We start from the raw sequence: 20,055 nt of genomic DNA on the forward strand, positions 1-20,055 counted from the left end.
GCGGATGGCGGAGGTCTTCCGTGACGCGCTGGGCGTCCCGCACATCCGGGCGACGGACGTGCGGGACCTCGCCCGCGCTCAGGGCGAGGTGACCGCGCGCGACCGCGGCTGGCAGATCGAGGTCGACCGGCTCCGCGCCGCGGGGCGGCTCTCCGAGCTGATCGGCGAGGCCGGCGTGGCGTGGGATGTGTTCGCCCGCCGTGCGCGCCTCGACGACACCGCACGGCGAGCTTTCGCCGCCCTCGATGCGGAGTCACGGAGGTTCGTCGGCGACTATGCGGCAGGCGTGCGCCGCGGCATGGAGGCCGTCGGCGCTGACGCCGCCGAGTTCCGCACCCTCGACGAGGCATTCGGGGATGCGGTGCCGCTCACGCCATGGGACGATCACGATCCGCTCAGCGTGCTGCACGTCGCGCACGCCCTCTTCTCCACCTTCCCGGCCCTGCTCTGGCGCGAGCACGTCGCGATGACGCTCGGCGACGAGTGGGTCGATGTCTTCGCGGGCGACGACGTCGACGAGACGCTGCCGCGCTCGGGGAGCAACGCCTGGGCGCTGCACGGCAGCCGCACGGCGAGCGGGATGCCGCTGCTCGCCGGCGATCCGCACCGGCTGTTCGAGCTGCCGGGCGTCTATCAGCAGGTCCGTCTCGCCTGCGACGAGTTCGACGTCGTCGGCCTCGCCTTCCCCGGCGTGCCTGGGGCCCCGCATTTCGCGCACGCCGGCAGCGCCGCGTGGGGCATCACGAACGCGATCGCGCACAGCGTCGAGGTGTTCGAGGAGCACCTGCGGGCGACGGGCTCGGGGTACGAGGCGCTCGGACCGGAAGGCTGGGCGCCGGTCGACGTGCAGCGCTCTGCCGTCCGCATCCGCGGCGGCTCCGGCATCATCGTCGAGGCGCTGGAGACCGCGCGTGGCTGCGTCGTGACGGACGTCCGGCCGCACCCCGTGCACGAGGGAGAGCTGCAGGCGTGGAGCATCCGCCACCCCGCGCGGACGGATGCCGACCTCGGTGCCGCCGCCCTGCTCCCGCTGCTGCGCGCTCGCACCGCCGCCGAGGTGATCGACGCCTTCGGCTCCTGGGTCGACCCGGTGAACCGGGTGTTCGCCGCCGACCGCGACGGAGCGGTGCTCTCGGCCACCGTCGGCGTCGCGCCGTCCCGCGATCGCGGCGGGCGCCGACGGGCGCTGCCCGCAGACGCCGGCACCGTCGAGGACCGGAGACCGCCCGCGGCGGTGCCGGTCGCCGATGTCGCGGTGGACGCCAACGAGCGCCCTGCCCGCGCGGAGATCGATCTCGGCTGGGCGTACCCCTCCGGGCACCGTGCGCGGAGGATCGCGGAGCTCGTCGACGCCCTCCGCCCGGATCGCGCCGAGGACTTCGGAGCGATCTGGGCCGACACCGACAGCGGCACGCGACGGGCACTGCTCCCGCAGCTGCCCACCGGCGACCTCCCCGCCGACGCTGCACGGGTGCGCGATGCTCTGGTCGCCTGGGACGGCCGGATGGACGCAGACTCCCCGGCCGCGGGGCTCTTCGCCGCGTGGCGCAACGCGCTGGTGACGGCGTTGTCCGCCCACCCTGCCCTCGCCGCACTTCGTGCGCCGCATCCGTTCGGAGCCGTGTTCGACCCCTGGCTGCACGTGGAGGGGCAGGTCGCCGCGGCGCTGCCGCGGCTGCTCCGGCATCCGTCTCTGCAGCCGGATGCCCAGGACCTCGTCGTGTCCGCGCTGACGATCGCCGCGACTGCCGGCGAGTGGGGCGCGACCCATCGGATGCTGCCGCTGCACGTCTTCACCGATGTCGCCGGGGTCGCGGACCCGGGCGCCGTGTTCGACACGCCGCTCTCCGGCGACGGCGACACCGTGTGCTGCACGGGCTCGACCCCTGGCTCCACCGACCGCGGCTGGCGCGGGTCCGTCGCCCGCTGGGCGTGGGACCTCTCCGACCGCGAGCGGAGCCTGTGGAGTGTGCCGTTCGGCGCGTCCGGCGACCCCGGATCCCCGCACTTCGCCGACCAGCACGCCGCCTGGGCCGCCGTGCACCCCACCCGCATCGTCACCGACTGGCGCGCCCTCGCCATCGACCGATCCACCGGAGCAGCATGACCACCTCCACGACCAGCCGGCTCCTCAGCGGCCCGGCCGGCGCCGTCGTCCACACGATCCGCTCCTCCGCGCTGGGGCGCATCGACTTCGAGGTCCTCGATCCGGTCGCCGAGCTCGATCTCCTGCACACGTGGGTGACCCGGCCCACCTCCCGGTTCTGGGGCCTCGGCGCCCTCACCCACGAGGAGCTGCGCGACCTCTACCTCCACGTCGACTCGCTGCCCAGTCATCACGCCTTCCTCGTGCGACGCGACGGACTCCCGATCGTCCTGCTGCAGACCTACGAGCCGGAGAGCGACCCGGTCGGCGAGGTCTACGACGCGCGCCCAGGGGATGCCGGCGTCCACCTGCTGATCGGCGACCGCGGTGCGCCCGTGCCGGGGTTCTCGACCCACGTGGCCGACCTCGTCGCCGGGTTCGTGTTCGCACACCCCGCCGTCGACCGGCTCGTCATCGAACCCGACGTCGGCAACGAGAGGGCGGTCGCCCGCGCCGTGAAGAGCGGCTTCGAGCTCGGCCCGCGCGTGCAGCTGCCGGACAAGACCGGTCAGCTCGCCTTTCTCACCCGCGAGCGGTGGGAGCGGATGCAGACGGAGCGCGGCTGAGCGGTCAGTCCGCCGGCGCGACCGGCTGACGGAGGATCGTCCGGAGCTTCGACGCCTCGGTGCGGCGGAGGTCGCTGAGGTAGATCTCGTGGTGGCGGCCGGTCATGACGAGGCCGTGCTCGGGGATGAACCGGTCGTGGAGATCGGCGAGCACCGGCCCCTCGTCGTCGAAGGAGCCGACGTGCAGGGTCTGCACGCTGGTGCCCTCGGCGAGCGTCTCGAGGCGCACCGCCGGCACGGCCGGAGACGGGTCCTTCCTGCGCTGCAGCGCGGTGACGGCATCCGCGAACATCTCCGGCGTGATGTGGTCGGGCACCATGACCATCAGCGTCCACAGCCACGACGACTTGTCGCGCCGGGAGGTGAACGCCGCCATGTCGGGGGCATGCCAGAGGCCCTCGAGCGGCATCACGACGGTGTCGATGCCGAGCTCCCTCCGGCTCGCGAACTTGAGGGCGTAGGCGATCGGCATGAGCGCGGTGACCGCCTCCGTGAAGGCCGACGACGTGTTCGGGTCCCCCGCACCGTCGATCATGAGGTACTGCATCGGCGGCACCTCGACGATTCGGATGACGCCCTGCTTCGCCTGGTACGCGTCGAGGGTCTTCTTGAGATCGATCGCCATGCCGCCCCTGCCTTCGTCGGCCGAGTCTCGCACGGACCTCCGACCTCAGGCCAGCGCGAGCCGGTCCCCGGCCTCGACGACCTCGTGCAGCTCGGCGCGCACCCGCGGCGTGTTCATGCCGCGGTGCAGCACGAGCATCAGGCGCCCGTCGAAGGTCTCGAACAGCATCCCGTGCCCGGCGTTCCCGTCGACGAGCACGTCGAGCTGCTCCCAGGGGCCCTGGATGCGTCCGCTGCGGGAGACCGCCATCGTCTCGACGTAGTCCGATCCGCCGTCCGGCAGCGGCTGGTACGTGGCCCAGATCATGAGCAGGTCCCCGCTCGAGAGCCGGCGCAGCTGCGGCCCGTCGGTGACGTACGGCATCCGGGTCCGCGCGCTCGGCGGCAGCTGCGACAGCAGCCGCGCCTCCGACCCGCGGAACAGCAGGATCGGATCGCCGGATGCCGCCGTGAGGTCGTCCGTCAGCGGCACGGCCTCGATCGTGCCGTCGAAGATCTGCACCCACTCGTGCGCATAGACCATCCAGGGGCGACCGTCGTCGTCCACGAAGAGGGTGCCGTCGAGCGTCATGAAGTCCGCCGGGGCGACGGGACCGTCGGTGCGCAGCAGCGCGAACGGCCCGGCGGGGTGGTCGGCCACCGCGATCGCCGTGCCGCGGGACGTCGGAACGATCTCGTGACCGGTGCCATCGGAGACTCCGCGGAACCGCGCGCCCCCGGGAACGTCGAGTCGGCGCGCGGAGTCGTGCAGCGTCGTGAACAGGTAGAACCGGCCGCGGTGCTCGTGCACCTCGGGCGCCCACGGCGCCTCCTCCGGCGACGCCCACGACCCGGTCGGCACGCGGAACACCTCGATCGGCTCGTCCGACCACGATTCGAGGTCCGTACTCCGGTAGGCGAGCACGACGGGCTCATCGCGGGCCGCGGTGTAGAGGTAGTAGGTCTGCTCCGGCTCGAACGGCAGGATGTACGGGTCATGCGCCCAGAACTCGTCGAGGCCCCGGGTCACGAGTGTGCCGCTCCGTTCGTCGATTCCCGCGCGACCAGACGCGGGGCGCTGATGTGCTCGCGGTAGTCGCCGGCGGACCGCTCGCCCGCGATGCGCGACAGCAGCATCGACAGGGCGGCGTCCACCATGCCGCGGTGGTCGGGCGCGAGCGAGGTCACCGCGGGAATGGTGTACTCCGCGAGGGGCACGTCATCGAAGCCCGCGACGAGCACGTCGTCCGGCACCCGGATGCCGCGGTCGCGCAGTCCGCGGATCGCGCCGATCGCCAGCACGTCGGTCGCGCAGAACAGGCCGTCGAAGCGGATGCCGGTGTCCAGCAGCCGCGCGACCGCCTCCCGTCCGCCCGGCATCGAGTACTCGCACTCGATCATGAGCCGCTCGTCGACCGTCACTCCGGCCTCGGCCGCCGCCTCCACGAAGCCGGCGGCGCGCAGATTGCCCGCCCAGTCCGGACGTTCCGGGTCGTACCGGCCGCCGATCATCGCGAGCGAGGTCGCGCCCTCGGCCAGGAGATGCCGGGCGACGATCGCCCCGCCCTCCTCGTTCGGCATCACGACGTGATCGACCTTCTCGTCGTACGACCGCTCGCCGAGCACGACGACAGGCAGCTCGCCGCGGAAGAGCGCGGCATCCGCCCCGGAGAGGTTCACGGCGCTGATGATGAGCCCGTCGTAGCTGCGCAGCCGCGAGTGCCGCAGCGCGCCGAGCTCGCGCTCGCGGTCGGCGCCGGTGTGCTCGATCACGACCTCGTAGCCGTCGGCAGCCGCCCGTTCGATGATGAGCTCCGACAGCAGGCCGAAATAAGGCCGGTCGATGTCGGGGATGGCGAGCCCGATCACGCCGGTGCGGCCCTGGCGGAGGTTCCGCGCGGCGGCGTTGACCGCGTAGCCGAGGTCGTCGATCGCCGTGAGCACCCGGTCGCGGGTCGCGTCGCGCACGTGCGGACGTCCGTTGATGACGTTCGACACGGTCATCACCGAGACGCCCGCCTGTCGTGCGACGTCCTGCATGGTCACCATCGGCGCGACCCCTTCCCGTGCGGCTACGCCTCCGCGACGTCGGCCCGCACCGTGACGATACTGCACGGCGGGAGGGTGAGCGTGAGGCGCGACCCGGTGACCGCGACCTCCTCGAACGGGACGAGCCCGACCGCGCCCGGCGCCTCGAACGTGTTGTGCGCCGTCGAGGCGCCGGCGAGGATCTCGCCGCGCCGCAGCGCCCCGATCGCCCCCGGCAGCTCGACCTCGATCACGGCTTCGCGGTCGAGGGCGTAGTTGACCGCGCTCACCGTCACCGCGCCGTCCTTGTGCGAGACCGTCACGTCGGTGTGCGGGGGCAGCGCGCCGGTGACGGGCAGCAGCGTGGCGTCGTGGTGGTCGGTGTACAGCGCGAAGGCGAAGTAGGTCGGCGTCTTGATCAGGCGGGGCCCGTCGGTGAGCAGCATCGCCTGCAGGACGTTCACCATCTGCGCGATGTTCGTCATCCGCACGCGCGCGGCGTGGCGGTGGAACACGTGGAAGTTGAGGGCCGCGACGACGGCATCCCGCATCGTGTTCTGCTGGTACAGGAATCCGGGGTTCGTCCCCTGCTCGACGTCGTACCAGGTGCCCCACTCGTCGACGTAAAGGCCGACGCGCTTCGACGGGTCGTAGCGGTCCATGATCTGCCCGTGCCGGGTGAGCAGCGTGTCCATGAAAAGCGTGCGCCGGATGGTCTCGTACCAGGCGGCGTCGTCGAAGTCGAGGGCGGCGCCCTTCACGTCCCAGTTCCCGGTGGGCAGCGTGTAGTAGTGCAGGCTCAGCGCGTCCATGTGGTCGGTCGCCCGGGCCATCAGCACGTCGGTCCACTCGTAGTCGTCGGCGTTCGCGCCGCAGGCGACCTTGGTGATCCGGTTGTCGCCGTACTCGCGCACGTAGGTCTGATACTGCCGGTACAGGTTGGCGTAGTGCAGCGGCATCATGTTGCCGCCGCATCCCCAGCTCTCGTTGCCGACGCCGAAGAACTGCACCTTCCACGGCTGCTCGCGGCCGTGGCGCTTGCGCAGCTCGGCCATCGGCGTGCGGCTGTCGAGCGTCATGTACTCGATCCAGTCCTGCATCTCGGCGACGGTGCCGCTGCCGACGTTGCCGTTGATGTACGCCTCGGCATCGAGCTGGTTCAGCAGCTCGAAGAACTCGTGGGTGCCGAACTCGTTGGGGTCGACGACGCCGCCCCAGTGGGTGTTCACCATCGCGCCGCGCTCGGGGCCCACGCCCTGCAGCCAGTGGTACTCGTCGGCGAAGCATCCGCCCGGCCAGCGGACCACCGGCACCTTGATCTCGCGCAGGGCCTGGATCGCGTCGGTGCGGAGGCCGTTGCGGTGGGGGATGCCGGAGGACTCCCCGACCCAGAGGCCCTCGTAGATGCCCCGGCCCAGGTGCTCGGCGAACTGGCCGTAGATGCGGCGGTCGAGGAGAGGGGCGGATGCCGAATGAGCAGCGGTGATCATGTCTTTAACGTTACAAACAAGAACGCCGCCCTCGCAAGGGATTTCACCCTCTCGACCTCGATCATTTTCTCTTACCCTTGAAATAACCCTTGATATCTTGACGATCGCGTGCGACGCTGGCGCATGCCGATACCCCCGTCGGCACCGCGCAGAGACGCGCATCACCCGACCGAACGGATCCCGATGAAGAGACAGCTCGGAGCCGCCATCGCGGCCGCCGCCCTCCTGGCGGGCCTCGCCCCGCTCCCCGCGATCGCCGCCGACAGCCCCGCGAGCACCGGTCGCGGAGGACCCTCGACCACGAGCGAGTTCCGCGGCGTGAACTGGGCAGACCCCCGCGACAACTACGCGGACGACGAGGTCGTCCCCTCCGGCCTCAGCGTCGCCGACGACTACGAGACCACCTACGACAAGTCGGCCGCGATCATCAGCGGCTTCAAGCACGAGGTGCGCGCGAACACCGTGCGGCTCCCGATCAACCCCTCCAGCGTGGGCACCGGCTGGTGGGAGTCGTATCAGGCGGCGATCGACGCCTCCGTCGACGGCGGGTTCAAGGTCATCCTCAGCTACTGGGAGGCGGATGACGCGAAGGACGGCCGCGCCGACGATCCGGCAGCCTTCGACGCCATGTGGGACACGGTCGTCGCCGAGTACGGCAAGAACCCGCGCGTGTACTTCGAGCCGATGAACGAGCCGTTCGGCTACTCCCTCGACGAGTGGGTGTCGCTGGCCTCCGGCTGGCTCGACGACCACGACGACGTGCCGCGCAAGCGCGTGATCGTCTCGGGCACCGGGTACAACGACGACGTGACCGGGGTCGGCGCCGCCGAGGAGCTGGATGGCACGCTGCTCTCGCTGCACTTCTACGGCTTCTGGGCGAGCCACACCACCGAGGCGGAGTGGAAGGCCAACCTCCTCCCCCGCATCGGCGAGTACGGCTGGCGCACGCTCGTCTCCGAGGCCGGCTCCCCGATGACCACCGGCCTGAACTACGGCAACCACGAAGGCGACGTGTCGACGGCCTACCTCGGTGCGCTCACCGAGGTCACCCGAGACAAGGGGATGGGAGTCGTGTACTGGCCGGGCCTGCGCACCGGCGACTCGTACACGCTCACCGAGCAGACCACCGAGGGCACGCTCGAGGTGACGAACGAGTCGGGCCTCGCACAGCTGCAGTGGGGCTGGGGCCTCCTGAAGACGGAGCAGCTCAACGACCTGCCGCCGGCGCCTCCGGGCGAGCCGCTGAAGAGCGTCGCGCACGGCGTCTGCATCGACATCCCTGGCGGGTCCACCGCCCCGGGCACGCAGCTGGGACTGTGGTGGTGCAACGGCGGCGGGAACCAGTCGTTCCACGCGACGGATGCCGGCGAGCTCTCGGTCTACGGCGACATGTGCGTCGAGCCGGTCGGCGGTGCGGTCGCAGGAAGCGCGCTGGCGATCGCGGACTGCACCGGTGACGTCGCACAGCAGTGGACGCTGAACGCCGACCTCACCATCAGCAGCGGCGCCGACTCCGCCCTCTGCCTGGCGACCCCGGCCGATTCCTGGGGACTGTCGCTCGCCGCGTGCGACCCGGCCGCCGCGACCCAGCAGTGGACCCGAGGCTGACCCGCCCCGGTCGTTGAGCGAGCGGCCCGGTCATTGAGCAAGCGGCCCGGTCATTGAGCAAGCGGCCCGGTCGTTGAGCGAGCGAAGCGAGACGAAACGCCCCTTCACGGACACGACATCAGTCGCGGCATCGAAGGGGCGTTTCGTCTCGGTCGCTGGCGCTCCCTCGCTCAACGACCGAGGAGGCCACCACCACCCGGTCGAAACACCCGAGGAGGCGAACACCACTACCCGGTCGTTGAGCGAGCGAAGCGAGACGAAACGCCCCTTCACGGACACGACATCAGTCGCGGCACGGAAGGGGCGTTTCGTCTCGGTCGCTGGCGCTCCCTCGCTCAACGAGCGGATGCCGTCTTGCGGGTCCGCGCGCTCCAGCCGATGACCGCATCCATCCCGCCTTCGATGAAGGCCATCCGCTTCGCGTGACTCCAGCCCTGGATTCGCTTCTCCCAGGCGAACGCCTCATCTATGCGATCGAACGCCTCGCTCCAGATGAGCTCGACCGGCAGCCGGCGCTTCGTGTACGCACTGCCCATCCCGGCGTCATGCTGCTCGAGACGCTATGCGAGATGGCGCGTGCTCCCGACGTACAGCGTGCCGTCCGCGCAGCGGAGGATCTAGACGCATCCCATGCACGCGGACGGAACCAGCCGCATCCGACACCGGAGTCAGTCGCGGCACGGAAGGGGCGTTCCGTCTCGGTCGCTCCGCTCCCTCGCTCAACGACCGCGGAGAGGAGACTCCGCTCCCGTCAGGGAGCAGCGCCGAGGGGGCGAACAGCGCGCGAGGGTCAGAGGGCGACCGGGATGTGCGTGGTGAGCAGGCCCACGTCGACGAGGAACCGCTCCAGCGCGATGAGGGCGACGCCCGTGGCGACCGGGTTCGCCGAGACCGTCGACACGACGAGTTCGACGTCCCCGCCGGCGTGCCCGGGTGACTGCTCCCGCAGATGCCTCCGGGTCGGCTCGAGCAGGTGCGAGCCGAGGCTCCAGGTGGTCCAGCCGGTGAGGGTGACCACCTCGGGGTTGACGATCGCGACGAGATCGGCGAGCGCCGATCCCAGGTAGTAGGCGGTGCGGTCGAGCGTCTCGGTCACGGCCGGGTCGTGCAGCTCGGCGTTCGCCGCCTCGGCGAGCGCGGCGATGAAGTCGGCCTGCAGCGCGACGTCGGCGAGCGGATGCTCCGGCGCGATCTCGCGCAGGGTCTGCTGGATGCCGGGAGCGCCGATGTACGCCTCGACGCAGCCGTTGCGCCCGCAGCGGCAGCGGCGCCCGTCGAGCACGAGCAGCGAGTGCCCCCACTCCCCCGCCGAGTTCGTCGCCCCACGGAGGATGCGACCCTCGAGCACGATGCCGGCGCCGACGCCGGTGCCGAGGTTGACGGTGGCGAGGCTGGCGGCCGAGCGGCCTCGCCCGAGCCAGAGCTCGGCGGCGACCATGGCCTTCAGCGGGTTCTCGATGACGAGCGGCAGCCCCACCCGCGCGCGCAGCTGCTCCAGCTCGACCGAGTGCCAGGTCCAGTTCGGCACCAGCACCGAGACGCCGGAGGGCTCCTGCACGAGGGCGGGGAGGGCGACGCCGACGCCGAGGACCGCGTCGCGCGAGACGCTCTCCTGAGCGAGCATCCGGTCCAGCGCCCCGCCGATCTCCTCGACGACGGAGGCCGGATCGAGCATGTGCTCGTCGCGCTCGGACACCGTGGTGGCGAGCTGGTTGAGCGCGGTGTCGAAGAGCACGGTCCGCACGTAGGTCTCGGCGACGTCGATGCCGACGACGCGGCCGCGCTCCCCGTTCATGCCGATGAGTGCGGTCGGCCGGCCGATGCCGCCGGCGGCGCCGCGCGTCTCGGCGATGATGCCCTCGTCGATGAGCTCGCCGACGACGGTCGCGACGGTGGCCGGACTCAGACCGGTGGACTGTGCGACGCCGTTGCGAGTGGTCTCCCCTGCCGAGAGGACCGCGTGCAGCACCTCCACACGGGAATCACTGCGGATGTCGCGCGATGTCCGCCTCGGCACAGCCATGTTCACTCACTCCCTCGGTTGACGCGCACCGCTCCCCGCGGCCGCGTGCCGCCTGTCCGGCGCGGTGCCCGCCGGCTGTCGCCAGTATCCCATCACCCGATGGCCACCAGGGCATCCTCGAGGCCCGCGGCGCGCAGCCGGACGGATGCCTCCCCCGCCGCACGGACGAACACGATCAGCCGCGCGTCGAGCGTGCGCCGCCGCGGCAGGGCGTAGGGCGTGACGTCGGCGAGGTCGCCGTTCTCCAGGCCGAGCAGCTCGCCGCCCTCGACGCTCGCCTCCACGAGCAGGTCGCCGCGGGCGATGCCGCCCTCGCCGTCGCGCAGCGTGCATTCGATCTGCACGACGCCGGATGCCGCCAGTCCGGCGGCCGCGAATCGTGAGGAGGCGTCCGCTGGTGCCGACCACACGACGGCATCCAGTCGGACCGGCTCCCCCGCGGGAGCGAGCCGGTCGGTCGCGATGACCTCGCCGTCGCGGAGCACCTCCAGCACGAGGGGCCCGTCGATCACGGGGACGACGGCGCGCCGGCATCCGATCTCCTCGTCCCAGGCCGTCTCGACGGGGTCGCCCCCGACCGTGAGCCGCACGGCGTCGCCGTTCGCGAAGCAGAGGATCTCGGTCGGCCCGGACGGGGCGGTGTCGAGCATGCGCGACACCGGGTGGCTCCAGAACGAGGTCTCGCCCTCGGCGTGCGGGCGCACGACGAGGTGGGCGACCGGCTCGTCGCTCCACCAGGAGCGGCGCAGGTGCCATGTGTCCTTCGGGAAGCCGGCGAGGGTCATCAGCCCGGCGCCGGACCCGTGGATGGGCCAGCCGTGCGCCTCGCCGAGGTAGTCGATGCCCGTCCAGAGGAACTGGCCGGCGACGAAGTCGTTGCGGGTGACGGCGAGCCAGTCCGCGTGGCGGTGCGAGTTCTCGCTGCCGACGAACGGCTTGCCGGAGAACCGCTCGTGGTCCTCCCCGTACAGGTGCTCCTTGTAGTTGTAGCCGATGAGGTCGACCTGATCGAGCAGCCCGGTGCGGCTGGAGAGCTCCGGGAAGGCCGCGGCGAGCGTCACCGGGCGGGTGGGGTCGCTCTCCCGGACGATGCGAGCGAGCGAGCGTGCGATCGTCGTCAGGCGGCGGATGTCGGGGCGGGTCGGGTCGTAGACCCGCTCCTGGGCCGGCTTGTTCGCGTCGTTGTTGCCGGTCATCTCGGCGAACAGCGGGCTCGCGTACGGATCGTTCGGGTAGTCGATCTCGTTGCCGATGCTCCAGGCGATGATCGACGGGCGGTTGCGCCCGGCTTCGACCATGGCCCGCAGATCGCGCTCGTGCCAGTCGGCGAAGTCCGCGGCGTACCCCTGATGCCGTGGCGGGTAGACGTTGTGCCCCTGCCACCACTTGTTCTTCGCGTTCTCCCACTCGTCGAAGGCCTCGTCGATCACATAGAACCCGAGGACGTCGCACAGGGCGTACAGCTCAGGGGCGTGCGGGTTGTGCGCCATCCGCACCGCGTTCGCACCCATCTCCTTGAGGGTCAGCAGGCGGCGCAGCCACACCTCGGGTGGCACCGCGGTGCCGAGAGTCCCGGCGTCCTCGTGCAGGCACACGCCCTTCAGCGTGCGCGGCTCGCCGTTGACGGAGAAGCCCTGATCGGCATCGAAGCGGATGATGCGGATGCCGACGGTCTCGCTGTACTCGGCACGGCCGCCCTCCCAGAGGAGCGTCGTCGTGAGCCGGTGCAGCCGCGGGTCGGCGTCCGACCAGAGCTCCGGGTCGGCGATCCGCAGCTCGGCGATGGTCGAGGTCTCGGCGCCGACCACCGCGGGGAGCTCCACCACGTGCTCGCGGCCGGTGGCGAGCGACGTGAGGGTGTGACGGACGTGCACCGCGACCGGCTCGGCCGAGACGCTTCCGAGCCGCTGCGCGATGCGGACCACCGCCGCGCCGGCATCCGCCTCGACGGTGGTGAACACCGTGCCATGCTCGCGGACGTGCACGGCGGGATGCACCTCGAGATCGACGCGGCGGGTGATGCCGGAGCCGTTGTACCAGCGCGAGTCGGAGATGTCGGTGTGGTCCACGCGCACGCTGATCACGAGGTCGTCGTCGGTGGCGTAGGAGAGGATCTCGGTGAGGTCGAAGGAGAACCGGGCGTGGCCGGAGGCCCGCCCGCCCACGTGGTACCCGTTGACCCACACATCGGCGCGCTTGTAGACGCCGTGGAACACGAGACGCACCAGGCCGCCGTCCGGCGGTGCGAGGCGCGCCGCGGGCACGTGCGCGCGGTACCAGCCGACCCCACCCGGAAGGTAGCCGGTGCCGCTGGAGGCCGACTGCTCGAAGGGCTCCTCGACGCTCCAGTCGTGCGGCACCGTCACCGGGCGCCAGGCGCCGTCGGCGTAGCCCTTCGCCCAGGCGTCTGGGTCGTCGGTCCGGGAGAAGAGCCACTGGTCGATGGACTGGGTGCGCACGGGTTCTAGGCCTCTTCCTGGTCGTCGGTCGGGATGGTCGGCGCGTACCTCTCGAAGACGCGCGCGAAGAGGGAGCCTGCGAGGAAGGCGATGCCGGAGAAGCCGATCATCAGCCAGAGCAGGCCGTACGCGGTGGCCTGCGGGTAGTGGATCGTCACGACGGCGGACAGGGCGCCGAGCGCGATCGTGACGAGCGGGGCGAGCGGATGCCGGATCGACATGAGCCGCGCGTTGCGCAGCACCTCGCGGATGCCGCCCTCGAACCTCGCGAGGTACGGGAAGACGTAGAGCGCCGTCATGACGGACATGAAGGCGAGGAGATACCAGATCGCCAGCAGCGCGACCGTCGCGAGGGAGGGCAGCGACGACTGCGTCACCACCGCGTACCAGGCGGCGAGCCCGGCGCCCGCCACGACGACGAGCAGCCAGAGGATGCTCGCCTGGCGAAGGTTCCGGCGGAAGGACCGGAGGTAATCGCGGACGATCGACCCGTCGGTGTCGGTCGCGATCCGCATGGCGGTGAAGTTCAGCGCGGTCAGCGCGGCGCCGATGGTCACGACGGGGACCGACGTGACGAGGAACAGCAGGTTCAGGATCATCAGATCCGCGATGCGCGTCAGGAACCGCATCAGCGACGAGTCCTGTGCGAAGACGCCGGCAGCCATGCTCTCCCCTCCTCCGGTCGGTGCCGGGTGGGCCGCGGCGCGGCCCACCCGGCGGGTGTTCTCAGCGGGACTCGTCCCAGGTCTTGATCTGCTCCTCGACGTTCGCCCTGGCATCCTCGTAGCCGACGTCCTTCAGCTTCTGACGCATCTCGGCGATGGCGGCGGCCGGGTCGTCGAACTTGCCGTACTGCAGCTGCGGGATGTACTCCGAGAGCACGCCGCTCATCGCGGCGAGGGTCGACTCGATGGGCGTCTTGTCGAGCACGAGGGTCGAGTACGGGTAGTCCTTCGCCTCGGCGTCGAGGGCGTCGTAGATCTCCTGCTTGTTCGGGGCCTCCGTGGTCCGCGGCAGCTCGAACTCGTCCATCCGCCCCGCCCAGAAGTTGGCGCCGAGGCCGTCGGTCGACGAGTCGTAGCCGTCGGGGAAGCCGAGCTTCCCGTCGTCGGTGACGATGTAGTCGGTGCCCTCGATGCCGAAGTTGATGAGGCGGTAGGCCTCCTCGTCGTTGCGGAGCAGGTCGTACACCTGCAGCGCCTTCTCCGGGTGCGCCGAGTTCGCGCTCACGGCCATGGCGCCGTGCGTCTTGATGTCGCGGAAGTAGTTGCCGTTCTCCGATCCGAACGAGAACAGCTTCGGGTCGGAGCCCGGCTGCTTGGTCTCCATGTTGTTCACGATCGATCCGACGAACGTCTGCGTGTGGTGCTGGTCCGTGCCGGACAGGCCTGCATAGAAGAGCTCGCGGGTGTCGCCGTCGTAGTTCAGCGCGTCCTCGCGCCAGACGCCGATGTCGTTCCACTCCTTGGCGAGCTCGGCGGCCTCGAGCAGCTCGTCGCCCTCCATGTACCAGGACGTGACGGAGGTCTCGTCACCCTCTGGAGTCTGGAACGGGAAGTAGTTGCCCGCCGTGATCTGCTGGATCGTCTGGAGGTCGGTGTGGCCCTGCAGATAGCCGGTCAGCGGGTACTCGTTCGCTCCCGCGACGTCCCACGGGTAGGCCTCGGGCTTGTTGTCCTTGATCCACTGGAAGTACGTCGTGAAGTCCTCGAACTTCGTGATCTCGCCGTTCTCGAAGCCGGCCGCGGCCGCCCAGTCGCCGCGGTAGAAGAAGCCGTGGTTGGTCCACTGGGTGTAGTCGTCCTCGGGGATGAAGTAGATCTGCCCGTCGTCGAGCTTCGTGAGATCCCAGTCGCCGGCGGCATCCACCTGCTCCCACGTCTTCGGAGCGTTCTCCTTGAGCATGTCCTCGCTGAGCGGGAGGAAAGCGCCCTTCTCGGCGTTCTCCCACGCGTAGAGCCAGTCGGTGGCGGTCGTGATGAGATCGACGTTGTCGTCGCCGGAGAGCAGCTGCAGGTTGTACTGCGTCTGCCAGTCGGCCCACTCGACGTAGAACAGGTCGAGCTTGGCGTTCGCCTTCTCGACGAGGCGCTCGTTGAGCTTGTCGAGCATGGCCTCGAGGTGGCCGTTGGTGGGCTTGTCGCCGAGCACGAGCATCGTGATCTCGGTGGGGTCGCCGCCCTCGGCGTCGTCGCTGCTGCCCGTGCAGGAGGCGAGCATCGTGGTGGTCAGTCCCAGGGCGACGAGTGCCGCCGTGGACGTGAGGATCCTTCTCTTCATGTGAGACTCCTTCGGCTCTTTCTGGTGAGGGTTCTGGTGGGTGGGGTTTCGGAGGTTCAGCCCTTGACGGCGCCGACGGTGATGCCGCTGACGAAGTACTTCTGGATGAACGGATAGAGCAGGAGGATGGGGCCGGTCGCGACGACCGCGCTCGCCATCTTGAGCGTGTTGCTGGGCAGGTCGGTGATGCTCACGTTGGAGCCGGCGACCGAGTTGCGCAGCGCGTTCGCGGTGTTGATCACGTTGTAGAGCTGGTACTGCAGCGGCTTGAACTCGACGGTGCTGCCGAGGTACAGCGACGAGAGGTACCACTCGTTCCAGTAGCCGAGCGCGAGGAAGAGCCCGACGGTCGCGAGGGCCGGCTTCATCATGGGGAGCGTCAGCTGCCAGAAGATCCGGAAGTCGCCGGCGCCGTCGATCTTGCCCGACTCGATGATCTCGAACGGCACCGTGCGCATGAAGCTCTTCATGAGGATGATCAGCCACGGCGTCATCAGCAGCGGGAGCCAGACGGCGAGGTAGTTGCCGCGGAGGTCGAGGGTGCGGCCGATCCAGAGGAAGGTCGGCGCGAGCCCGGCGGAGAACAGGGTCGTGAAGTAGATGAAGAAGGAGATCTGGTTGCGGAAGCGGAAGTCCGGCCGGTAGAGCGCATAGCCGGTCATCGAGATGATGAGCAGGCCGACCGCGGTGCCGGTGACCGTCATGATGATCGTGACGACGTACGAGCCGATGATCTGCCCCGGCGCCTTGAAGATGTACTCGTAGGCGGTGAGCGTGAAGCCCTTGGGCAGCAGGCCGAAGCCGCTCTTCATGATCTCGGATTCGCTGGAGAACGAGGCCGAGACGATGAGCACGAACGGCAGCAGGCAGAACAGGGCGAAGAGCGAGATCGTCACGTAGGAGATGCCGCGCAGCACGTAGTCGCTGCGCTCGAGCCTGATCGGGCGGCCGGCGGGGCGGCGGTCCCGCCGGCCCGGCCGGCGGCCGGCGAGGACGATCGCCTCGGTGGTCACGGGACCGGTGACGGCGGAACCGGTGGTCACAGGAGCGCCGATCACGGCCGGCTTGAGGTCAGAAGAGGGCATTTTCCTTGTTCACCCTTCGTACGATCCAGTTCGCGATCATCACGATCGCGAAGCCGAACAGCGACTGATAGAGGCCGACCGCGGTGGAGGTCGTGAAGTTGTTCTGCGACATGACCATCCGGTACACGGAGGTCTCGATGATGTCCGTCGTCGAGAACAGCGCCGCGTTGTTGCCGACGAGGTTCCAGAACAGGCCGAAGTTGCCGTGCATGATGCCGCCGAGCGAGAACAGCAGCAGGATGATGAACGTCGGCTTGAGGCTGGGCAGGATGACATGGCGGATGCGCTGCCAGGCGTTCGCGCCGTCGATGGATGCCGCCTCGAGCAGGCCCTTGTCGATGCCCATGATGGCGGCGAAGTAGACGATCGACCCGTATCCGGTGCTCTGCCAGAGGTGCACGAGGATGATGATCAGCGGCCAGGCTCCGGCGGTGCTGTAGATCTTGATCGGGTCGCCGCCGGTCTGTTCGATGAGGGCGTTGAGCGCGCCGGTGTCGTAGTTGAGCAGGTTGAACGCGATGACGCCCACGAGCACGACGGAGATGAAGTAGGGCAGGAACATGATGCCCTGGCTGATCTTCTTGAAGTACTTCAGCCGGATCTCGTTCATCATCACGGCGATGGCGATCTGCAGGATGTTCCCCAGCACGATGAAGGCGATGTTGTAGAGGATCGTGTTCCGCGTGAGGAGCCAGAGCTGGCCGGACTTCAGGAGGAACTCGAAGTTCTTGAGCCCGACGAACGGGCTGCCGAAGATGCCGTCGTTGTAGTTGAAGTTCGTGAACGCGATCCAGATGCCGGGGAGCGGCGCGTAGCTGAACACGAGGAAGAACGCGATCGCGGGCAGGCACATGAGCAGGAGCATCCTGCTCTGCACCAGGCTCCGCCACACGCTCGCGCGCGGTCGGGTGGTCTGCGGCTTCGGCATCGTCCGCCTCTCTGCGGGATGACAGGGTCTCGTCGTCGAGACTGAATCCAAGGATAAAAATAACCCTCGATGAAAGTGCTCATCACTGTACAACGAGATTGTTTAGCGTTACAAGGGGCAGTTCTCGCGTGGGCGCGGCCATGACGGGGAGGCGGGCTCTGCGCCCGCCTCCCCTTCGCCGTGATCTCGCGCGGTCAGCCGCGCTCGACCGGCAGCCAGAGCTCGCAGGATGCGTGGTCGCCCGTGAACGAGAGGTATCGCACGATCGAGGGGCCGGGCCGCAGCCGCCACGGGTTCGACGGGAACCACTCGGTCGCCGTCGCCGCCCAGAGATCCTGCAGGGTCTGCGGGAAGGGACCCTCGGCCGCGAACACCGCCCACTCCCCCTCGACCAGCGGGATGCTGTCGAGGTCGTCCGGCACCGGGGTGCCGGACGACAGCGCGACGCCGTGCAGGTACGTGAGCATGGTGCCCTCGGGGGCGTCGGGCTCGGCATCCGCCGTGACGGCCAGGATGCCGGCCGGCTCGGCGTCGCCGAGCGCCTTGAGCCGGACGTGCTCCTCGGGAGGGATCGATGCGATGTGCTCCTGGATGTGCGGGTTGACGCCCTCGTGGATGAGCGGCACGCTCGCGGCGTGACCGGCGAGAGCGAGTGCGGGCAGGCGGGTGATGGTGACGTGCATGGGGATGCTCCCTTCTACGCTCAGGCGGAACCGGAGCGTGGGTTGTGTGCGAAGCGGACCGCCGTGACGGCGCACCTCCGACGGGCCCGTGCCGTGCACGGCGCGGAACGCGCGGCCGAACGCCTCGATCGACCCGTAGCCGTAGCGGACGGCGACGTCGAGCAGGTTCGGATCTCCGGCGACGAGGTCCGCCGCGGCGAGCGTCATCCGCCGCCGGCGGACGTATTCCGACAGCGGCATGCCCGCGAGCGCCGAGAACATGCGGCGCAGGTGGTACTCGGTCGTGCCGTGCCGGCGCGCGAACGCGGCGACGTCCAGGTCCTGATCCGCCTGCTGCTCGACGAGGTCGACCAGGGCGTTGAGAGAGCCGATCATGCGGTCCTTCCTTTCCCCACCAGCATCCTGCCCCCGGAGGGCCCCGCACCCGATGATCCCGGACCGATCCGATCAGTTCCTCTCGGCGCGGCGGTGCGCAGCATGTGCTTACCTGGTCACGGAGGCGCCATGAAGATCCTGATCCCGAACACCATCGAGCTGTCCCTGCGGAGCGACGCGGAGGTCGTCGTGTACGACGTGGCGGCGGATATCCCGGCGGAGCATCGCGACGCCGAGGTGCTGGTGGTGTGGCAGAACCCCGCACCGCAGCTCGCTCGGGCCGCCCAGCACCTGACCGCCCCGAGGCTGGTCCAGACGCTCGCGGCGGGGCCGGATGTCGTCGTCGCGGCCGGCTTCGCACCTGAGGTGCCGATCTGCTCGGGCCGATCCCTGCACGACGGCCCGGTCGCCGAGCACGCGCTCGCTCTCGTCCTCGGGGCGGTCCGCCGGCTCGACCTGCTCCGCGACGCGCAGCACGAGCGCCGATGGGACCGGGACTTCGTGGCCGCCCAGGTGGCGCCGGACACCCGCGCCCAGTACACGCTCGCAGGCGCCCGCGTGACGATCTGGGGCTTCGGCTCGATCGCCGCGCGACTGGCTCCGATGCTGCGGCTGCTCGGAGCCGAGGTCCGCGGCATCGCCCGCTCCGCCGGCATCCGCTCGGGCGTCGAGGTCGCGGCCGAGGCGGATGCCGGCGAGGTCCTGGCCGGAACGGACGTGCTCGTCTCCCTGGTGCCGGCCACCGCGGAGACGACCGACCTGTTCGACGCGTCGGTGTTCGGGATGCTCAAGCCGGCGGCAGTCTTCGTCAACGTGGGCCGAGGGGCGACCGTCGACGAGGACGCGCTCCTCGAGGCTCTCGCCACCGGGCAGCTCCGCACGGCCGCCCTCGACGTGATGAAGGCCGAGCCGCTCCCGGAGGATTCGCCGCTGTGGACGACTCCGGGCCTGGTGCTCACGCCGCACGTCGCCGGCAACCGGCCCGTCGGAGGCGCGGACCTCGTCGATGCGAACGTGGCGCGGCTCCTCGCCGGCGATCCGCTCGTCAACGAGGTCCGGCGATAGAACCTCCAATCGGAGGTTTTTTATGGCCGGTCGGTATCATCGGGTCATGACCGATTCGCCCGCCGACGCGCCTCGCCCCCAGGGCCGCTACCCGAAGGGCATCGCGCGGCGCCAGGAGATCCTCGACAAGGCGATCGAGGTGTTCGCACAGCGCGGGGCGAAGAAGACGAGCCTGCGCGCGATCGCGCAGGAGGTGGGCGTGACGCACGCGGCCCTCACGCACTACTTCGGCTCGCTCGAGGAGCTGCTGGTGGCGGTGTACCGCGAATCGGAGCGTCGCTCCGACGAGACCGAACCCGACGAGCCGGGCTTGACCCCTGCGATGGGGATGCGACTGGCGGCCGAGAAGAACCGCGACATCCCCGGCCTCGTGCAGCTGTACTCGACCCTCGTGGCGACCGCCCTCGAGGAGAGCGAGCCGCAGCCCGCGCAGGAGTTCATCACCGCGCGCTTCGCCCGCCTCCGGGCGGAGATCTCCGCACAGGTGCGCGAGCTCCAGGCCTCCGGGCGGCTGCGCTCCGACCTCGACCCCGGCCTCGTCGCGGCGCTCGTGATCGCGGCATCCGACGGCCTGCAGACGCAGTGGCTGCTCGACCCGGCCGTCGACCACGAGGGCGCGCTCGAGATGCTCGACCGCCTGCTCGCCGGCGGCGCCGCCTGACGGCATCCGGACGGCAGAAGGCCGCGGGCCCGGCAGCGTGACAGCTGCCGGGCCC

General features: G+C 70.0%; 16 protein-coding genes and 1 pseudogene. 5 read left to right on the top strand and 12 right to left on the bottom strand.

Translation table 11 applies throughout. The features are described 5' to 3' along the window. The first annotated feature begins 4 nt into the window (after nucleotides 1-4). Together G6G98_RS08085 and G6G98_RS08090 are read left to right on the top strand one after the other, a co-directional pair. A complete protein-coding gene (locus G6G98_RS08085; protein ID WP_164232720.1) occupies nucleotides 5-2,107 on the top strand; it encodes a penicillin acylase family protein in 2,103 nt (700 codons plus the stop codon). After that, entirely contained in the window at nucleotides 2,104-2,712 is a 609-nt protein-coding gene (locus G6G98_RS08090; RefSeq protein WP_164232718.1) for a GNAT family N-acetyltransferase, read from the top strand. The genes G6G98_RS08085 and G6G98_RS08090 overlap by 4 nt, the downstream gene beginning before the upstream one ends. Nucleotides 2,713-2,716: 4 nt before the next feature. Here G6G98_RS08090 and G6G98_RS08095 read toward each other — a convergent pair whose 3' ends face one another. Genes G6G98_RS08095 through G6G98_RS08110 form a run of 4 tightly spaced genes read right to left on the bottom strand, consistent with a single transcriptional unit; the run spans nucleotide 2,717 to nucleotide 6,833 of the window. Beyond that, nucleotides 2,717-3,337 (bottom strand): GyrI-like domain-containing protein, encoded by a 621-nt coding sequence (locus tag G6G98_RS08095; protein WP_164232716.1) that lies wholly within the window; start codon nucleotides 3,335-3,337, stop codon nucleotides 2,717-2,719. Nucleotides 3,338-3,382: 45 nt separating this feature from the next. Continuing rightward, on the bottom strand, nucleotides 3,383-4,345 hold the full coding sequence (locus tag G6G98_RS08100) for a glycoside hydrolase family 43 protein (RefSeq protein ID WP_164232715.1): 963 nt from the start codon (nucleotides 4,343-4,345) through the stop codon (nucleotides 3,383-3,385). Further along, nucleotides 4,342-5,364, bottom strand: a complete 1,023-nt coding sequence (locus tag G6G98_RS08105) for a LacI family DNA-binding transcriptional regulator (RefSeq protein WP_164232712.1) — start codon at nucleotides 5,362-5,364, stop codon at nucleotides 4,342-4,344. Before G6G98_RS08105 ends, G6G98_RS08100 begins: the two co-directional genes overlap by 4 nt. A gap of 23 nt (nucleotides 5,365-5,387) precedes the next feature. Beyond that, nucleotides 5,388-6,833 (bottom strand): alpha-N-arabinofuranosidase, encoded by a 1,446-nt coding sequence (locus G6G98_RS08110; RefSeq protein WP_164232710.1) that lies wholly within the window; start codon nucleotides 6,831-6,833, stop codon nucleotides 5,388-5,390. 183 nt (nucleotides 6,834-7,016) lie between these two features. On the opposite strand from G6G98_RS08110, the gene G6G98_RS08115 reads away from it, so the two are divergent. Further along, nucleotides 7,017-8,441, top strand: coding sequence for a ricin-type beta-trefoil lectin domain protein (locus tag G6G98_RS08115; protein WP_164232708.1), 1,425 nt, complete (start codon nucleotides 7,017-7,019; stop codon nucleotides 8,439-8,441). Nucleotides 8,442-8,776: 335 nt separating this feature from the next. Here the strand turns inward: G6G98_RS08115 and G6G98_RS08120 are convergent. The 8 genes and pseudogenes from G6G98_RS08120 to G6G98_RS08155 all read right to left on the bottom strand — a co-directional run. Beyond that, nucleotides 8,777-8,989 (bottom strand): annotated as a pseudogene (locus tag G6G98_RS08120) (GIY-YIG nuclease family protein); the annotation flags it as partial. Nucleotides 8,990-9,231: 242 nt separating this feature from the next. Further along, complete coding sequence (locus tag G6G98_RS08125; RefSeq protein WP_164232706.1) at nucleotides 9,232-10,464, bottom strand: ROK family transcriptional regulator; 1,233 nt, start codon at nucleotides 10,462-10,464, stop codon at nucleotides 9,232-9,234. 92 nt (nucleotides 10,465-10,556) lie between these two features. After that, entirely contained in the window at nucleotides 10,557-12,923 is a 2,367-nt protein-coding gene (locus G6G98_RS08130; RefSeq protein WP_164232704.1) for a glycoside hydrolase family 2 TIM barrel-domain containing protein, read from the bottom strand. Between the two features lie 5 nt (nucleotides 12,924-12,928). Continuing rightward, nucleotides 12,929-13,588, bottom strand: coding sequence for a YesL family protein (locus G6G98_RS08135; protein WP_067348680.1), 660 nt, complete (start codon nucleotides 13,586-13,588; stop codon nucleotides 12,929-12,931). Between the two features lie 61 nt (nucleotides 13,589-13,649). Beyond that, complete coding sequence (locus tag G6G98_RS08140) at nucleotides 13,650-15,203, bottom strand: ABC transporter substrate-binding protein (protein ID WP_067348677.1); 1,554 nt, start codon at nucleotides 15,201-15,203, stop codon at nucleotides 13,650-13,652. 56 nt (nucleotides 15,204-15,259) lie between these two features. Next, on the bottom strand, nucleotides 15,260-16,288 hold the full coding sequence (locus G6G98_RS08145) for a carbohydrate ABC transporter permease (RefSeq protein ID WP_084788171.1): 1,029 nt from the start codon (nucleotides 16,286-16,288) through the stop codon (nucleotides 15,260-15,262). Continuing rightward, nucleotides 16,275-17,216 (bottom strand): ABC transporter permease, encoded by a 942-nt coding sequence (locus tag G6G98_RS08150; protein WP_067348673.1) that lies wholly within the window; start codon nucleotides 17,214-17,216, stop codon nucleotides 16,275-16,277. The genes G6G98_RS08145 and G6G98_RS08150 overlap by 14 nt, the downstream gene beginning before the upstream one ends. A 194-nt stretch (nucleotides 17,217-17,410) precedes the next feature. After that, entirely contained in the window at nucleotides 17,411-18,274 is an 864-nt protein-coding gene (locus G6G98_RS08155) for an AraC family transcriptional regulator (RefSeq protein WP_164232702.1), read from the bottom strand. A gap of 129 nt (nucleotides 18,275-18,403) precedes the next feature. On the opposite strand from G6G98_RS08155, the gene G6G98_RS08160 reads away from it, so the two are divergent. Together G6G98_RS08160 and G6G98_RS08165 are read left to right on the top strand one after the other, a co-directional pair. Beyond that, a complete protein-coding gene (locus G6G98_RS08160) occupies nucleotides 18,404-19,339 on the top strand; it encodes an NAD(P)-dependent oxidoreductase (protein WP_067348667.1) in 936 nt (311 codons plus the stop codon). A gap of 46 nt (nucleotides 19,340-19,385) precedes the next feature. Further along, entirely contained in the window at nucleotides 19,386-20,000 is a 615-nt protein-coding gene (locus G6G98_RS08165) for a TetR/AcrR family transcriptional regulator (RefSeq protein ID WP_067353326.1), read from the top strand. Nucleotides 20,001-20,055 lie beyond the last annotated feature (55 nt).

It is taken from the genome of Microbacterium hydrocarbonoxydans (assembly GCF_011752045.1).
In the GTDB taxonomy this organism is placed as follows: Bacteria; Actinomycetota; Actinomycetes; order Actinomycetales; family Microbacteriaceae; genus Microbacterium.

Bases quoted from the DNA above. Each gene is read 5' to 3' on its own strand.
- G6G98_RS08085 (WP_164232720.1), top strand. From the start codon at position 5: ATGGCGGAGGTCTTCCGTGACGCGCTGGGCGTCCCGCACATCCGGGCG.
- G6G98_RS08090 (WP_164232718.1), top strand. From the start codon at position 2,104: ATGACCACCTCCACGACCAGCCGGCTCCTCAGCGGCCCGGCCGGCGCC.
- G6G98_RS08095 (WP_164232716.1), bottom strand. From the start codon at position 3,337: ATGGCGATCGATCTCAAGAAGACCCTCGACGCGTACCAGGCGAAGCAG.
- G6G98_RS08105 (WP_164232712.1), bottom strand. From the start codon at position 5,364: ATGGTGACCATGCAGGACGTCGCACGACAGGCGGGCGTCTCGGTGATG.
- G6G98_RS08110 (WP_164232710.1), bottom strand. From the start codon at position 6,833: ATGATCACCGCTGCTCATTCGGCATCCGCCCCTCTCCTCGACCGCCGC.
- G6G98_RS08115 (WP_164232708.1), top strand. From the start codon at position 7,017: ATGAAGAGACAGCTCGGAGCCGCCATCGCGGCCGCCGCCCTCCTGGCG.
- G6G98_RS08125 (WP_164232706.1), bottom strand. From the start codon at position 10,464: ATGGCTGTGCCGAGGCGGACATCGCGCGACATCCGCAGTGATTCCCGT.
- G6G98_RS08135 (WP_067348680.1), bottom strand. From the start codon at position 13,588: ATGGCTGCCGGCGTCTTCGCACAGGACTCGTCGCTGATGCGGTTCCTG.
- G6G98_RS08140 (WP_067348677.1), bottom strand. From the start codon at position 15,203: ATGAAGAGAAGGATCCTCACGTCCACGGCGGCACTCGTCGCCCTGGGA.
- G6G98_RS08145 (WP_084788171.1), bottom strand. From the start codon at position 16,288: ATGCCCTCTTCTGACCTCAAGCCGGCCGTGATCGGCGCTCCTGTGACC.
- G6G98_RS08150 (WP_067348673.1), bottom strand. From the start codon at position 17,216: ATGCCGAAGCCGCAGACCACCCGACCGCGCGCGAGCGTGTGGCGGAGC.
- G6G98_RS08155 (WP_164232702.1), bottom strand. From the start codon at position 18,274: ATGATCGGCTCTCTCAACGCCCTGGTCGACCTCGTCGAGCAGCAGGCG.
- G6G98_RS08160 (WP_067348667.1), top strand. From the start codon at position 18,404: ATGAAGATCCTGATCCCGAACACCATCGAGCTGTCCCTGCGGAGCGAC.
- G6G98_RS08165 (WP_067353326.1), top strand. From the start codon at position 19,386: ATGACCGATTCGCCCGCCGACGCGCCTCGCCCCCAGGGCCGCTACCCG.